Source organism: Streptomyces sp. NPDC047886 (genome assembly GCF_043204435.1).
Classification (GTDB): Bacteria; Actinomycetota; Actinomycetes; order Streptomycetales; family Streptomycetaceae; genus Streptomyces.
Genome location: NZ_JBIDCF010000003.1, coordinates 509,189 through 524,285, shown reverse-complemented (window position 1 = coordinate 524,285; position 15,097 = coordinate 509,189). Strand labels below are relative to the sequence as shown.

Below are 15,097 nucleotides of genomic sequence, written 5' to 3'. Positions count from 1 at the left end.
GCGCGCTCGCCGCCCAGGGCCGCCGCACCCCGTACGTACATCACGTGCGTACGAGGTGCGGCGGCCCTCGCCGTATCCACAGACCCGTACGGCAGGATGTCCCCCATGCCGAGCCCACAGAAGACAAGTGCCCCCCAGGACCGGCCGGTCGTGCAGCCCACCCGGCGGGACGAGGTCGCGGCCGCCGGCAGCGAGCTCATCGGCGGCCCCATCGGCCGCTGGGCACGGCTCGGCAGGGGCCCGCTGACCCCCGTACGGGTGGTCGCGCTCACGGCGATCGGGATGTTCGCCCTGGGCATGGTGCAGAAGCTGCCCTGCTACAACTGGGCGTGGTTCCGCGGCGCCAGCTCGCAGTACACCCACGCCTGCTACTCCGACATCCCGCACCTGTTCGTCGGACGGGGCTTCGCCGAGGGGCTGGTGCCCTACGTCGACCGGCTCGGCGGCGATATGCAGTACCTGGAGTACCCGGTGCTCACCGGACTGTTCATGCAGGTGGCGGCCTGGCTGACACCGGGCGGCGGCGATCTGCAGTACCGGGAGCAGATCTACTGGCTCGTCAACGCGGGCATGCTGATGATCTGCACCGCGGTCATCGCCGTCTGCGTCGCCCGCACCCACCGGAACCGCCCCTGGGACGCCCTGCTGGTCGCCCTCGCGCCCGCCTTCGTCCTCACCGCCACGATCAACTGGGACCTGCTCGCCATCGCCCTGACGGCGGCCGCCATGCTGATGTGGTCCAGGGGCCGCTCCCTCGCCTTCGGGATCCTCCTGGGCCTCGCCACGGCCGCCAAGCTCTACCCGGTGCTCCTGCTCGGCCCGCTGCTCGTGCTGTGCTGGCGGGCCTGGAAGTGGCGCGAGTTCGGCACGGCGCTGCTGGGCACGGCGGGCTCGTGGCTCCTGGTGAACCTGCCCGTGATGCTGGTGGCGCCGGAGGGCTGGAAGAAGTTCTACACCTTCAGCCAGGAACGCAACGTCGACTTCGGCTCCTTCTGGCTGATCATCACGCAGCGCACCGGCGAGGGCATCAAGGTCGAGGTGGTCAACACCTGGGCGAGCCTGCTCATGGTCGCCGCCTGCGCCGGGATCGCCGCGCTGGCGCTGGCCGCACCGCGCCGTCCGCGCTTCGCACAGCTCGCCTTCCTCGTGGTCGCCGCGTTCATCCTCACCAACAAGGTGTACTCGCCGCAGTACGTCCTGTGGCTGATCCCGCTGGCCGCACTCGCCCGGCCGCGCTGGCGGGACTTCCTGGTGTGGCAGGCCTGCGAGGTCATGTACTTCCTCGGCATCTGGATGTACCTGCTGTACATCACCTCCGACCACAAGCAGGGGCTGCCGCCCGAGGGCTACCAGGTCGCGATCGCCCTGCACCTGGCCGGAACGCTCTACCTGTGCGCGATGGTCGTACGCGACGCTCTGCTGCCCGAACGGGACCCTGTACGCCGGGACGGGGCGGACGACCCCTCCGGAGGCGTCCTGGACGGCGCTGAGGACGTCTTCGCCGTCGGCAGGGCGGCCCAGCGGCCCGAGGACGACGCCCGGGAAGCGGCCGAGGCCGGCCGGGCGCGCGTGGAGTGGGGCACCGCACGCGACTGACGGCGCCGCCGGGGGCGCCGCCCGCCGGAGTGGCGACCTACCGGTCGACGAGCCGGTCGAACTGGGTCGTGGTGTGCCGCAGATGCGCGACCAGTTCGTCGCCGACCTTCGGCTCCTGCGCGTCGGCCGGGACGAACAGGATCGACACCTGCATGTGCGGGGGCTCGGCGAACCAGCGCTGCTTGCCCGCCCACACGAACGGCGACAGGTTGCGGTTGACCGTCGCCAGGCCCGCCCGTGCGACACCCTTGGCGCGCGGCATCACGCCGTGCATCGCCTTCGGCGCCTCCAGGCCCACACCGTGCGACGTACCGCCGGCCACGACGACCAGCCAGCCGTCCGAGGCGGCCCGCTGCTGCCGGTAGCCGAACCGGTCACCCTTGGCCACCCGGGTGACGTCCAGGACCGAGCCCCGGTACTCGGTCGCCTCGTGGTCGCCGAGCCACAGCCGCGTACCGATCCGCGCCCGGAAGCGCGTCTGCGGGAACTGCTGCTGGAGCCGGGCCAGTTCCTCGGCCCGCAGATGGCTGACGAACATCGTGTGCAGCGGCAGCCGGGCGGCGCGCAGCCGGTCCATCCAGCCGATGACCTCCTCGACGGCGTCGGAGCCGTCCGTGCGGTCCAGCGGCAGATGCAGGGCGAAGCCCTCCAGGCGTACGTCCTCGATGGCCGAGTGCAGCTGGCTCAGCTCGTGCTCGGCGATGCCGTGCCGCTTCATCGAGCTCATGCACTCGATGACCACCCGCGCGCCGACCAGGGCGTGCACGCCGTCCACCGAGGACACGGACCGGATGACCCGGTCCGGCAGCGGAACCGGTTCCTCGCCCCGCCGGAACGGGGTCAGGACGAGCAGGTCGGCGCCGAACCAGTCCTTGATCTTCGCGGCCTCGTAGGTGGTGCCCACGGCCAGCATGTCGGCACCGAAGCGGGCCACCTCCTCCGCCAGACGCTCATGGCCGAAGCCGTAGCCGTTGCCCTTGCAGACCGGCACCAGACCCGGGAACTGGTCGATCACGGACTTCTGGTGCGCCCGCCAGCGAGCGGTGTCGACATACAGGGAGAGCGCCATGGCCGGTCCGGAACCTTTCTGTGGCCGCGGCAGAAGCGGCTACCGCGGAGAGCGAAGACGTGTACGAGGACGTGTGTACGAGGTTACGGAACCGTCAGCGCCGGGACATGTAGATGTCCAGAGCCTTGTGCAGCAGTTTGTTCAGCGGGAAGTCCCATTCGCCGATGTACTCGACGGCCTCGCCGCCGGTGCCCACCTTGAACTGGATCAAGCCGAACAGGTGGTCGGTCTCGTCGAGGGAGTCCGAGATGCCGCGCAGGTCGTACACGGTCGCGCCCATGGCGTAGGCATCGCGGAGCATCCGCCACTGCATCGCGTTCGACGGGCGGACCTCACGGCCGATGTTGTCGGACGCCCCGTACGAGTACCAGACGTGTCCGCCGACGACGAGCATCGTCGCGGCCGACAGGTTCACGCCGTTGTGACGCGCGAAGTACAGCCGCATCCGGTTCGGGTCCTCCTGGTTGAGGACCGTCCACATGCGCTGGAAGTACGACAGCGGGCGCGGCCGGAAACGGTCGCGGACGGCGGTGATCTCGTACAGCCGCTGCCACTCGGCCAGGTCGTCGTAGCCGCCCTGGACGACCTCGACACCCGCCTTCTCCGCCTTCTTGATGTTGCGCCGCCACAGCTGGTTGAAGCCCTTGAGGACCTCGTCCAGGGAACGGTTCGCCAGCGGCACCTGGTAGACGTAGCGCGGCTGGACGTCGCCGAAGCCGGCACCGCCGTCCTCGCCCTGCTGCCAGCCCATCTTCCGCAGCCGGTCCGACACCTCGAAGGCCCGCGGCTCGATGTGCGTGGCCTGGACGTCCCGCAGCCGCTTGACCTCCGGGTCCTGGATGCCGGACTTGATGGAGGGGGCGTCCCAGCGGCGGATGACGACCGGCGGGCCCATCTTCACCGAGAACGCACCCTGGTTCTTCAGGTGCTGGAGCATCGGCTGCAGCCAGTCGTCCAGGTTCGGCGCGTACCAGTTGATCACCGGGCCCTCGGGCAGATACGCCAGGTAGCGCTTGATCTTGGGCAGCTGGCGGTACAGCACCAGGCCCACACCGACCAGCTCACCGTCCTTGTCGAACCAGCCCAGGTTCTCCGAGCGCCACTCCGTCTTCACGTCCGCCCATGCCGGAACCTGGCAGTGACTCGCCGAGGGCAGGCTCTGGATGTACGCCAGATGCTGCTCACGGGTAATGGTCCTCAGGGTCAGGCTCATTCGGGGCGCTCCTCGGCAGGTATGTCCCCATCGGTTCAGGGGTTCCGGCTCTCGCGCCGAAGCCTACTGGCACCGTGGAGCGCCCCGACTTGCCCGTACGGCCGGAGTGGCTAGCCCAGCACGCCGCCGAACAGCCCGCCGCGCGCCATTCCGAGGAAGAAGCCGATCGCGGCCGCGCCAAGACCGATGATCAGCAGGGTCCGCTCCCGGGTCGTCACGGAGATGAACTGGCCGTAGGCGCCGGTGATGATGCCGATCAGACCCGACCAGGAGCTGATCAGGTGAAGGCTGTGGAACTGGGCCGTGATGAAGGCGAGCAGCCCCAGGACCAGGGTCACGGCCATCAGCGTGTCCTGGAGGGGATGGGGCTTGCCGTCCGTCGCGAACAGGGACGAGGAGGGATGACGCTGGAATGCCTGAGCCATGAGGCACCTCCTGGCTGTGCCGGAAAGGCGGCGCATCGTAGCGCCGCATGCACCCGATGTGTACAGATTGCGTCCCCTGGCCACCGGATTTCAACCGGAAGCCGCTGTGCGGGTACTCTGTACGGTCTGCACCGGTGTCTGCCCATGCCCAGAACAGGACCCCTCTCACCACGAGGGTGAATGTCAGTGGTCGTGGATACCGTTGCGCACGCATCACGACCCTCCTGCCACGGAACGACCGTGGCCGCTGAGTCCAAAGGAGGTGGGTTCCACATGCGTCACTACGAGGTGATGGTCATCCTCGACCCCGATCTCGAGGAGCGCGCTGTCTCCCCGCTGATCGAGAACTTCCTCTCCGTCGTCCGTGAGGGCAACGGAAAGGTCGAGAAGGTCGACACCTGGGGCCGTCGTCGTCTCGCTTACGAGATCAAGAAGAAGCCCGAGGGCATCTACTCGGTCATCGACCTGCAGGCCGAGCCTGCGGTCGTCAAGGAGCTCGACCGCCAGATGAACCTGAACGAGTCGGTCCTCCGGACCAAGGTCCTCCGCCCCGAGACCCACTGAGCCACGGCTCACAGGTCATCGGGTTCGAGTAGCACAAGCAGCCAGAAGCAATCCCGCCGAGAGGTTCCCCATGGCAGGCGAGACCGTCATCACGGTCGTCGGCAATCTTGTCGACGACCCCGAGCTGCGCTTCACCCCGTCCGGTGCGGCGGTCGCGAAGTTCCGTGTCGCGTCCACCCCCCGCACCTTCGATCGCCAGACCAATGAGTGGAAGGACGGCGAGAGCCTCTTCCTCACCTGCTCGGTCTGGCGTCAGGCGGCGGAGAACGTCGCCGAGTCGCTCCAGCGAGGCATGCGCGTCGTCGTGCAGGGCCGGCTGAAGCAGCGGTCCTACGAGGACCGTGAGGGCGTCAAGCGCACGGTCTACGAGCTGGACGTCGAGGAAGTCGGCCCCAGCCTCAAGAACGCCACGGCCAAGGTCACCAAGACCACCGGTCGCGGCGGCCAGGGTGGCTACGGCGGTGGCCAGCAGCAGGGCAGCAGCAACTGGGGCGGAGCCCCGGGCGGTGGCCAGCAGGGTGGCGGCGCTCCCGCCGACGACCCCTGGGCGACCAGCGCGCCGGCCAGCGGCGGCCAGCAGCAGGGCAGCGGAAGCGGCGGCTGGGGCGGCGGCTCCAGCGGCGGCGGCTACTCGGACGAGCCCCCCTTCTAGGGCCCCGGACCTCCGGGACCCCACGGGGCGAGCTCGTAACCCCACTTCTTGATCACACAGGAGATACACCATGGCGAAGCCGCCTGTGCGCAAGCCGAAGAAGAAGGTCTGCGCATTCTGCAAGGACAAGACCGCGTACGTGGACTACAAGGACACGAACATGCTGCGGAAGTTCATTTCCGACCGCGGCAAGATCCGTGCCCGCCGCGTGACCGGCAACTGCACGCAGCACCAGCGTGACGTCGCCACGGCCGTCAAGAACAGCCGTGAGATGGCGCTGCTGCCCTACACGTCCACCGCGCGATAAGGGAAGGGTGACCGACACATGAAGATCATCCTCACCCAGGAAGTCTCCGGCCTCGGTGCCGCTGGCGATGTCGTCGAGGTCAAGGACGGCTACGCTCGCAACTACCTGGTCCCGCGTGGTTTCGCGATCCGCTGGACCAAGGGTGGCGAGAAGGACGTGGCGCAGATCCGCCGCGCCCGCAAGATCCACGAGATCGCGACGATCGAGCAGGCCAACGAGGTCAAGGCCAAGCTCGAGGCCGTCAAGGTGCGTCTGGCTGTTCGCTCCGGCGACGCCGGTCGTCTCTTCGGCTCCGTGACCCCGGCCGACATCGCCTCGGCGATCAAGACCGCGGGTGGCCCGGACGTCGACAAGCGCCGTGTCGAGCTCGGTTCGCCGATCAAGACCCTGGGCTCGCACCAGGTGTCCGTGCGTCTGCACCCCGAGGTCGCCGCGAAGCTGGGCGTCGAGGTCGTCGCCGCCTAAGCGCTGCGTTCTCAAGGCAGAGCAGTACAGCAGAGCAGCACGCGAGGGCCGCACCCGTTCCGGGTGCGGCCCTCGTGGCGTGTTTCACGTGAAACAGCCTGATGTTTCATGTGAAACGACATAGGGACTGTTTCACGTGAAACAGGCGCAGACCGCACGTGGCCGACCGTGGACCGGGGCTCAGCGGGTGGCTCCGGTGACGATCCAGCGGCCGGAGCGCATCCGCAGCCAGAGGGTCAGCATGCGCACGACCATCATCAAGGTCATCGACCACCACAGCGCGGTCAGGCCGCCGCCGGTGAGCGGTACGAGCAGCGCGACCGGAGTGAACGCGGCCAGGGTCAGCACCATCGCCCAGGCGAGGTACGGCCCGTCTCCGGCACCCATCAGTACGCCGTCCAGGACGAAGACGACACCGGCGATGGGCTGGGAGAGCGCCACCACCAGGAGCGCGGGCAGCAGGGTGTCGTGCACCGTTCCGTCGCTGGTGAAGACCGGGAGCAAGAGGGGCCGAGCCAGGATGAGGAGCGCGCCGAGCACCACACCGGAGAGGATGCCCCACTGCACCATGCGGCGGCAGACCTGCCGGGCGCCGTCCGCGTCTCCGGCGCCCAGGTAGCGGCCGATGATGGCCTGACCGGCGATGGCGATCGCGTCCAGGGCGAAGGCCATGAGGCTCCACAGGGACAGGATGATCTGGTGACCTGCCACCTCGGTGTCTCCGAGGCGTGCGGCGACGGCGGTGGCGATCAGCAGGATGGCCCGGAGTGAGAGTGTCCGTACCAGCAGGGGCGCCCCGGCCTGGGCGCTGGCCCGGATCCCCGCCGCGTCGGGTCGCAGTGACGCGCCGTGGCGGCGTGCTCCGCGGATCACGACGACGAGGTAGGCGGCGGCCATGCCGCACTGGGCGATGACCGTGCCCCAGGCGGATCCGGCGATACCGAGGCCGACGCCGTAGACGAGCAGCACGTTGAGCGCCGCGTTGGCGGTGAAACCGGCGATGGCGACGTACAGCGGGGTCCTGGTGTTCTGTAGCCCGCGCAGGACGCCGGTGGCCGCCAGCACGATGAGCATCGCGGGGATGCCCAGACTGGAGATCCGCAGATAGGTCGTGGCGTACGGGGCGGCGGTGTCGGAGGCCCCGAACACCTGTACCAGCCATGGTGCTGTGGGGAGGGTGAGGGCGATGACGGTGGCGCCGATGAGGAGGGCGAGCCAGATGCCGTCCATGCCCTGGCGAATGGCGGCCGGCAGATCGCCCGCTCCGACGCGGCGTGCGACGGCTGCGGTCGTGGCGTAGGCGAGGAACACGAAGACGCTCACGGCGGTGGCGAGCAGGGTGGCGGCGATGCCCAGCCCGGCGAGCTGAGGGGTCCCGAGGTGACCGACGATGGCGCTGTCGGCCAGCACGAAGAGCGGCTCCGCGACGAGGGCGCCGAAGGCCGGCACGGCGAGTGCGACGATCTCGCGGTCGTGTCGGCGGCGGAGGCTCTTCGATGCCATGGGGGCCTGTGTCATGCGCTCAATCTAATCGTCCACAGGTAAGAGATGCAAGGCCCCTTCAGTCCTTACCGTGGTCAGCTTTCCGGCCCGGGGTGTGCGCCGTTTGTTCTGATCTTGATCCAGTCGGGAAAGTTTTTCTCCCCCACAGCCGGTGGACGGAAAAAGAGCAGGTCAGGCGGGTTGTGGCTAGGGGGTTATGAGTTTGTCCACACGGCTGTCCCCCGTTCCGTGCACAGGTTCCGGCGGGTTCTCCACAGCATCTGGGTCTTCACCCACAGGCCCTGTGGATAACCAGATTGGCTGACGGTGCCCGCGGGCCTAACGTGGTCCGGCGCCCGACGTGCCGGAAGCGGAGTTCAGCCTCTTGTTTGTCAGAGCCGTGGCGTAAGAAAGAGTGGCACGGCGATGTCCGCGACAGCGGACGGGAGGAGGTGGGCCGGTGAGCATTCCCGAGCCCTTGGACGATCCGTGGACCGACAGCGGCCCAGGCGACCGTCTGCCCGTCTCCCGCCGCGGCGGTGAGGGCCGTGGTCGTGGCAGAGGCCGCGATGAGCAGCACGAGCGGGGCAGCGAAAGCGGCCCGTGGGACAGCGGATCGGCCGGGTTCGAGCGGGTGCCTCCGCAGGACCTCGACGCCGAACAGTCCGTGCTCGGCGGCATGCTCCTCTCCAAGGACGCCATCGCGGACGTCGTGGAGATCATCAAGGGCCATGACTTCTACCGGCCGGCGCACGAAACGATCTACCAGGCGATCCTCGACCTCTACGCCAAGGGGGAGCCGGCAGACCCGATCACCGTCGGTGCCGAGCTCACCAAGCGCGGCGAGATCAACCGGGTCGGCGGCGCCTCCTATCTGCACACCCTGGTCCAGTCGGTGCCCACCGCGGCCAACGCCTCCTACTACGCGGAGATCGTCCACGAGCGTGCGGTGCTGCGCAGGCTCGTGGAGGCCGGCACCAAGATCACGCAGATGGGATACGCGGCCGACGGAGACGTCGACGAGATCGTCAACTCCGCGCAGGCCGAGATCTACGCGGTCACCGAGCAGCGCACGAGCGAGGACTACCTGCCGCTCGGCGACATCATGGAAGGCGCGCTCGACGAGATCGAGGCGATCGGCTCCCGCAGCGGTGAGATGACCGGTGTACCGACCGGCTTCACGGACTTCGATTCGCTGACGAACGGCCTGCACCCCGGCCAGATGATCGTGATCGCGGCGCGTCCCGCCATGGGTAAGTCCACGCTGGCACTGGACTTCGCCCGCGCGTGCTCGATCAAGCACAACCTGCCCAGCGTGATCTTCTCGCTTGAAATGGGCCGCAACGAGATCGCGATGCGTCTGCTGTCGGCCGAGGCACGGGTGGCGCTGCACCATATGCGCTCGGGCACGATGACGGACGAGGACTGGACGCGGCTCGCACGCCGTATGCCCGATGTATCGCAGGCGCCCCTCTACATCGACGACTCGCCGAACCTGTCGATGATGGAGATCCGGGCGAAGTGCCGACGGTTGAAGCAGCGCAACAACCTCAAGCTGGTGGTCATCGACTATCTCCAGCTGATGCAGTCGGGTGGCTCCAAGCGCGCCGAGAGCCGCCAGCAGGAAGTCTCCGACATGTCGCGAAACCTGAAGCTCCTGGCGAAGGAGCTGGAGATCCCGGTGATCGCCCTGTCGCAGCTCAACCGAGGTCCCGAGCAGCGTACGGACAAGAAGCCGATGGTGTCCGACCTGCGAGAGTCCGGCTCGATCGAGCAGGACGCGGACATGGTGATCCTGCTGCACCGCGAGGACGCCTACGAGAAGGAGTCCCCCCGCGCCGGTGAGGCCGACCTGATCGTCGCCAAGCACCGTAACGGCCCGACGGCCACGATCACGGTGGCTTTCCAGGGCCACTACTCACGCTTCGTCGACATGGCCCAGACCTGAGCGGACAGCGTCCCGTGGGGGCGTCAGCCGAAGGCCCACTCGGCCGCCTTCCGGACCGCGTCCGCCAGGGCGTCGGGGGCTGAGAGGTGGGCAGAGTGTCCTTGCCCGACGAGGGTGACGACTCGGGCGTTGGGCAGGGTGACCGCGAGGTCGGCCAGTCGCTCCCGCAGGTGGGCCGGGCTTCTCTCACCCTCCACCAGGGTGGTCGGCACGTCGAGCTGCCTGAATCGGTCGACGCCGACTCCCAGCGCGTCGATCGCGGCGATGTCCGCGAACCCCGCTGCCGCCTTGCGAGAGAGCGCGGCCAGGGTCTGCGGGTTCCCGATGAGCCGATCGACCAGTTCGGCGGGTTCCCGGGCGATGTCACGCAGATGGATCCGCATCGCCTCACGAGGATCGCCTGCGGCGAGAGCCTCGCGGGCCCGCCGGGCCGCCTCCGCTCCGACCAGCGTCCTGGTGGGCACCGGCGGATCGTAGAGGCACAGACCTGCCCACATCGTGGGCGCTCGCACAGCCGCTTCCAACGCGGCGACCGCGCCCGAGGAGTGTCCGACCAGGAGCACAGGCGGGTCCAGAAGCCCGGCGATCGCCAGAACGTCCTCCGCTTCCCGGGCCATCGAGTAGCCCGGCGGGACGCTCGCCCCGGGGACGTAGATACGGCGCGCGACCCTCACGACCCGGAAGTCGTCGATCAGCGACCGCGTGACGCCGTCCCAGGACGTGGCGGCCCCACCGCCCCAGTGAACGAACAGCAGGGTGGGCCCGTTGCCGTCGTCGAGAGCGGTGATGGGCGCGCCGTCGGCGGATCTCGCGAGAAGCTCGGCCATGCGCACAAGTCTGCGCCGTTCGGCCGACAACTCACGACGTTACGCCGACAGCGGAGGCCGGCTCGGTGATGAGGTAGATCTAGGGGTATGACGCACTCTTCTCCGGCATCGCTTCTTCCCGGCACGGAACGGGCTCTGTCGCATCGGATCGCCGTGGCGCAGGCCGAAGGGCGGGCACCCTCGCTGGTCGGGGCCGTCGCCCGGGAGGGCGAGGTGGTGTGGGCGGGAGCCCGCGGTGGTGTCGACGGGCACGATCCGGACGCGGATACGCAGTACCGGATCGGCTCCATCACCAAGACCTTCACCGCCGTTCTGGTGATGCGGCTGCGGAACGAGGGGCTGCTCGCCCTGGACGACCCGCTGGAGAAGCATCTGCCCGGAACGCGAGTGGGCGAGGTGACGGTGGTTCAACTCCTCGGGCACAGCTCGGGTATCGCCGCCGAGAGCCCTTCGCCCTGGTGGGAGCGCACTCCCGGCTCGCTGCGGCCCGAGCTCGCCGATGTGCTGGGGGAGCAGCCGCGGCTGCATCCGGCCGGGCGGCGCCATCATTACTCCAACCCCGGCTACACACTGCTGGGTTCACTGGTGGCAGCCGTGCGCGGGGTGTCCTGGGAGGAGGCGCTGCACGCCGAGATCCTGGAGCCGTTGGGAATGCGGCGTACGACGTATCACCCTGTCGCTCCGCACGCCGGTGGTTGGGCGGTGCACCCGTGGGCGGACGTGATGATGCCCGAGCCCTCGGAGGACTTGGGGCTGATGGCTCCTGCCGGGCAACTCTGGTCCGCGGCTGCCGACTTGTGCCGGTTCGGCTCGTTCCTCGCCAGGGGTGACGATCGGGTGCTGGACGCGGAGTCCGTGCGCGAGATGCGGGCGCCGGCCGTACCGCCGGAGGACGGTGACTGGGACTGCGGCTATGGGCTGGGTATGCAGGTGATACGCCGGGCCGGGCGCGCCATGGTGGGGCACTCCGGCTCACTGCCCGGGTTCGTGGCCGCGCTGTGGCTGAGCGCCGAGGACGATGTCGTGGCGGTTGCCCTGGCCAACGCGACGTCCGGTCCGCTGCCCGGGGCGGTCGCCGCCGACCTCGTACGGATCGTCGCCGACGCCGAGCCGCGCCTTCCGGACCCGTGGCGCCCGCTGCCTGAAGTGGAGCCGTCCGTCCTGGAGTTGACCGGCCCGTGGTACTGGGGGACGTACGCCTTCGGGCTGCACGTCCGTGCCGAAGGCGGCGTGGAGCTTCAGCCTCTGCGTGGCCCCGGACGCGGGTCGCGGTTCCGGGCACGGGCGGACGGCACGTGGGTGGGGCTCAACGGCTACTACGCGGGCGAGACCCTGCGGGTCGTGCGGCGTGCGGACGGGTCCGTGAGCCATCTGGATCTCGGGTCTTTCGTCTTTACCCGTGAACCGTATGAGCAGGGCGATGCCGTGCCGGGCGGTGTGGACGAGGCCGGTTGGAGGGGCCTTCGCTGATGTTTCACGTGAAACAGGTCAGAGTGCCAGCTTGAACCCCACATGTGACGCCGTGAAGCCGAGCCGTTCGTAGAAGCGGTGGGCGTCGGTTCGGCCGGCATCCGAGGTCAGCTGGACCAGCCGACTGCCTTGGCGGCGTGACTCCTCGATGGCCCAGGTGATCAGCTCGGTGCCGAGACCGCTGCCCCGGGCGTCGGCATGGACCCGTACGGCCTCGATGAGCGAGCGGGTCGTGCCGCGCCGGGAGAGTCCGGGCAGGATCGTGAGGTGCAGGGTGCCGATCACCTGCTCGTTCCGCACGGCGACGACCAGGTGGTGACGAGGATCGTCCGCGAGCTCTGCGAAGGCGGCGGTGTACGGCGCGAGGTCGTCCGGCGACTCCCGCTGTGCGCCCAAGGGGTCGTCGGCGAGCATCGCCACGATCGCCGGGATATCGGCGGGACCGGCGGGGCGTATCTCAAGATCGTTCATGACTCCGCAGGCTACCCGCCGGGTCGTCGCCTCCCTCGCGCACGGCGCGTTCTTCGGGATCGGCTCCGTGGCCGCGGCGGACCTGGTCGCACCGCAGAAGTAGGCCGGCGCCATCGCGATGGTTCACCGGCCTGACGGGCAGAAACCTCGTCGGCGGCCGGTGAGCCGACCGGGCCCTGATGCCGATGCTCTACGCGTCGCTGGGCGCCCTCGCCCTGGTTCTCGCCGTGTTCACCGTCACCGCCCATCACGAGATCGGCGCAGCGGTGACGATCACACTGATCGGCGCCCTGGGCTTCGCGACCGTCCCGCCGCTGCAGAAGCGGGTGCTCGACCAGGCGGCCGCCGCGCCCACACTGGCCTCCGCGGTGAACATCGGTGCCTTCAACCTGGGCAACGCGCTCACGGCCTGGCTCGGCGGCCTCGTCATCGCCGCCGGGCTCGGCATCACCGCCCCGAACTGGGTGGGAGCCGTCCTCGCGGCTTCCGCGCTCGCCCTGGCCGTCCTCTCCAGCGCCCTGGAGCGCCGTAGCGCCCGGCGTGCGAGCCAGGTCGTCAGCGGCGCACACCCGGAGGTGGCGCGGGCCGCCGTCGCGACGGCCGGGTGCTGACGGGTCGGGCGGGTGGTTTCACGTGAAACACAGGGCCGCCCGCGACGGCGAGCCCATGCGGTTCGGTCCTGCCCATGGTGCGAGCGAGGAAAGTGAAGATCAGGCACCGGGTGTGTGCAGGGTTCGCGGTGGAGCTGGACGACCGTGTTCCATCCGGTGATTCCATGTCCGACGCGGAGATCCTTTGACGGTTCCGGAAGATCTGGGACTCGGGAGCCGCCGGCACTGGGCCATGGACAGGGAGGCATTGCAGCCTAACGGGAAAACGGGGAAGAAAACCGGGGGTTTCCGCTCTCCCTTCGACAGCCCGCCGACGCCTGCCATGATGCGACCCACGGCGGCCGTGGTCATGGCCGGCGGAAGCGCGGAGAACGACCGAAAGACGAGTTCGAGGCGAGGCACTCTATGGAAGCTGCGACCACGACGTCCGCCGACAACGGCGCTCCGGGCGACAACGGCGGTGGCGGCGGCTGGTTCACCCCGCGCAAGCCCGCCGCGCCCTCGCCGACATCGGAGGCATCGGAGGGCGACCCGGACCGAATAGCCGCCGCACGGCGACGGGTCAGCCCCATACGCCCGGTCCGTGGCACCGGTGCCTCCGGGACCGCTCCGGAAGCCTCCCTCCATCAGCCCGCGTACCTGAGCCTCGGCCCATCCACACCCGGACCCGCATCGGGACCCGGACCCGCGTCCGCCTCTGGACCCGCATCAGGACCCGCATCCGGAGCTGCACCCGGACCCGCATCCGGACCTGAATCCGAGCCGCCGACGCCCGCGCCCGCACCCGTCTCCCCGCCCGCCGCGGCGGCACCCGCGGCTGCGCCCGCCGCACCCGACGTACCCGAGCGGGTCGCCCTCGCCGCGGCGAGGGGCACGGAGTTGGCCCCGTCGCCCGACGCGGTTCTCGTACGACGCACCCTCGGCGAGATCGCCCCCGTCGCCGACAAGGTCACCTCGTACTTCTACGCCCTGCTCTTCATCCGGCACCCTGAACTGCGCGGGCTGTTCCCCGCCGCGATGGACGTCCAGCGCGACCGGCTCCTCAAGGCGCTGTTGACCGCCGCCGAGCACATGGACGATCCGGAGGTGCTGACGGACTACCTCCGGCACCTTGGGCGGGGCCACCGCAAGTACGGCACCGAGGCGGGGCATTACCCTGCCGTCGGCGAGGCCCTCATCGGGGCGCTCACCCGCTACGCCACGCACACGTGGGACGAGGCGACCGAGGCCGCCTGGATCCGTACGTACACGTCCATCTCCCAGATCATGATCGACGCGGCAGCCGAGAGCGAGCGGCGAGCGCCCGCCTGGTGGCAGGCCGAAGTCGTCTCGCACGACCTCAGGACGGCGGACATCGCGGTCGTCACGGTCCGCCCCGACCAGCCGTACCCCTTCCTGGCCGGGCAGTACACCAGCCTGGAGACGCCCTGGTGGCCACGGGTCTGGCGGCACTACTCGTTCGCGTCCGCGCCCCGCTCCGACGGGCTGCTGACGTTCCATGTCAAGGCGGTCCCGGCCGGCTGGGTGTCCAACGCCCTCGTGCACCGCGCCCGCCCGGGCGACGTCCTGCGCCTCGGCCCGCCCACCGGCTCGATGACCGTCGACCACACCACCGACAGCGGTCTGCTGTGTGTCGGCGGGGGCACCGGTATCGCACCGATCAAGGCGCTGGTGGAGGACGTCGCGGTCCATGGGGAGCGGCGACCGGTCGAGGTGTTCTACGGTGCCAGGACCGATCACGACCTGTACGACATCGACACGATGCTGCGGCTTCAGCAGGCACACCCCTGGCTGGAGGTCCGCGCCGTCATCGACACCAGGACGCGGCTGCCGAACCTGGTGCGCGAGTACGGCCCGTGGAACGAGTACGACGCGTATCTCTCCGGCCCGCCCGGCCTGATCCGCAGCGGTGTGGACGCCCTTGTGGGTGTCGGTGTCCCGTCCGAGCGCATCCGCCACGACTCGCTCGACGAACTGGTGGCCGCGGCCGACTGAGC

14 protein-coding genes and 1 pseudogene are annotated in these 15,097 nt (G+C 69.4%); 9 read left to right on the top strand and 6 right to left on the bottom strand.

Translation table 11 applies throughout. The features are described 5' to 3' along the window. The first annotated feature begins 105 nt into the window (after positions 1-105). Positions 106-1,596, top strand: coding sequence for a glycosyltransferase family 87 protein (locus ACGF5U_RS13950; protein WP_392710409.1), 1,491 nt, complete (start codon positions 106-108; stop codon positions 1,594-1,596). A gap of 37 nt (positions 1,597-1,633) precedes the next feature. Here ACGF5U_RS13950 and ACGF5U_RS13945 read toward each other — a convergent pair whose 3' ends face one another. The 3 genes from ACGF5U_RS13945 to ACGF5U_RS13935 all read right to left on the bottom strand — a co-directional run bounded on the left by ACGF5U_RS13945 (position 1,634) and on the right by ACGF5U_RS13935 (position 4,303). Further along, on the bottom strand, positions 1,634-2,665 hold the full coding sequence (locus ACGF5U_RS13945) for an alanine racemase (RefSeq protein WP_392710407.1): 1,032 nt from the start codon (positions 2,663-2,665) through the stop codon (positions 1,634-1,636). A 94-nt stretch (positions 2,666-2,759) separates the two neighbouring features. Continuing rightward, complete coding sequence (locus tag ACGF5U_RS13940) at positions 2,760-3,878, bottom strand: lipid II:glycine glycyltransferase FemX (RefSeq protein WP_392710405.1); 1,119 nt, start codon at positions 3,876-3,878, stop codon at positions 2,760-2,762. Positions 3,879-3,988: 110 nt separating this feature from the next. Next, complete coding sequence (locus tag ACGF5U_RS13935; protein ID WP_392710404.1) at positions 3,989-4,303, bottom strand: hypothetical protein; 315 nt, start codon at positions 4,301-4,303, stop codon at positions 3,989-3,991. A 273-nt stretch (positions 4,304-4,576) separates the two neighbouring features. Between ACGF5U_RS13935 and rpsF the strand changes: the two genes are divergently transcribed. From rpsF to rplI, 4 genes are all read left to right on the top strand, one after another. Next, positions 4,577-4,867, top strand: coding sequence for a 30S ribosomal protein S6 (rpsF, locus tag ACGF5U_RS13930; RefSeq protein WP_004950685.1), 291 nt, complete (start codon positions 4,577-4,579; stop codon positions 4,865-4,867). 70 nt (positions 4,868-4,937) lie between these two features. Next, positions 4,938-5,519 carry a single-stranded DNA-binding protein gene (locus ACGF5U_RS13925; protein WP_392710403.1) on the top strand — a complete coding sequence of 194 codons (582 nt, stop codon included), beginning with the start codon at positions 4,938-4,940 and terminating at the stop codon, positions 5,517-5,519. Between the two features lie 70 nt (positions 5,520-5,589). After that, complete coding sequence (gene rpsR, locus ACGF5U_RS13920) at positions 5,590-5,826, top strand: 30S ribosomal protein S18 (protein WP_005315025.1); 237 nt, start codon at positions 5,590-5,592, stop codon at positions 5,824-5,826. An 18-nt stretch (positions 5,827-5,844) separates the two neighbouring features. Continuing rightward, positions 5,845-6,291: a 50S ribosomal protein L9 gene (gene rplI / locus ACGF5U_RS13915; RefSeq protein WP_392710401.1), complete on the top strand. Its 447-nt coding sequence runs from the start codon at positions 5,845-5,847 to the stop codon at positions 6,289-6,291. Positions 6,292-6,471: 180 nt separating this feature from the next. Here the strand turns inward: rplI and ACGF5U_RS13910 are convergent, their stop codons facing one another. Beyond that, complete coding sequence (locus ACGF5U_RS13910) at positions 6,472-7,809, bottom strand: MATE family efflux transporter (protein WP_392710399.1); 1,338 nt, start codon at positions 7,807-7,809, stop codon at positions 6,472-6,474. Between the two features lie 442 nt (positions 7,810-8,251). Here ACGF5U_RS13910 and dnaB point away from each other — a divergent pair, with 442 nt between their 5' ends. Then, positions 8,252-9,721, top strand: a complete 1,470-nt coding sequence (dnaB, locus tag ACGF5U_RS13905; protein ID WP_392710669.1) for a replicative DNA helicase — start codon at positions 8,252-8,254, stop codon at positions 9,719-9,721. Positions 9,722-9,744: 23 nt separating this feature from the next. Here dnaB and ACGF5U_RS13900 read toward each other — a convergent pair whose 3' ends face one another. Next, the gene (locus tag ACGF5U_RS13900) at positions 9,745-10,548 is read right to left on the bottom strand and encodes an alpha/beta fold hydrolase (protein WP_392710398.1); all 804 of its coding nucleotides are present in this window, start codon (positions 10,546-10,548) and stop codon (positions 9,745-9,747) included. A gap of 87 nt (positions 10,549-10,635) precedes the next feature. Here ACGF5U_RS13900 and ACGF5U_RS13895 point away from each other — a divergent pair, with 87 nt between their 5' ends. Then, entirely contained in the window at positions 10,636-12,018 is a 1,383-nt protein-coding gene (locus tag ACGF5U_RS13895; RefSeq protein ID WP_392710397.1) for a serine hydrolase domain-containing protein, read from the top strand. Positions 12,019-12,036: 18 nt separating this feature from the next. On the opposite strand, the gene ACGF5U_RS13890 is transcribed toward ACGF5U_RS13895, so the two are convergent. Further along, the gene (locus tag ACGF5U_RS13890) at positions 12,037-12,489 is read right to left on the bottom strand and encodes a GNAT family N-acetyltransferase (RefSeq protein WP_392710395.1); all 453 of its coding nucleotides are present in this window, start codon (positions 12,487-12,489) and stop codon (positions 12,037-12,039) included. Positions 12,490-12,617: 128 nt separating this feature from the next. On the opposite strand from ACGF5U_RS13890, the pseudogene ACGF5U_RS13885 reads away from it, so the two are divergent. Both ACGF5U_RS13885 and ACGF5U_RS13880 read left to right on the top strand, forming a co-directional pair. After that, positions 12,618-13,100, top strand: a pseudogene (locus ACGF5U_RS13885) (MFS transporter); the annotation flags it as partial. Between the two features lie 405 nt (positions 13,101-13,505). Next, on the top strand, positions 13,506-15,095 hold the full coding sequence (locus ACGF5U_RS13880) for a globin domain-containing protein (protein WP_392710394.1): 1,590 nt from the start codon (positions 13,506-13,508) through the stop codon (positions 15,093-15,095). Positions 15,096-15,097 lie beyond the last annotated feature (2 nt).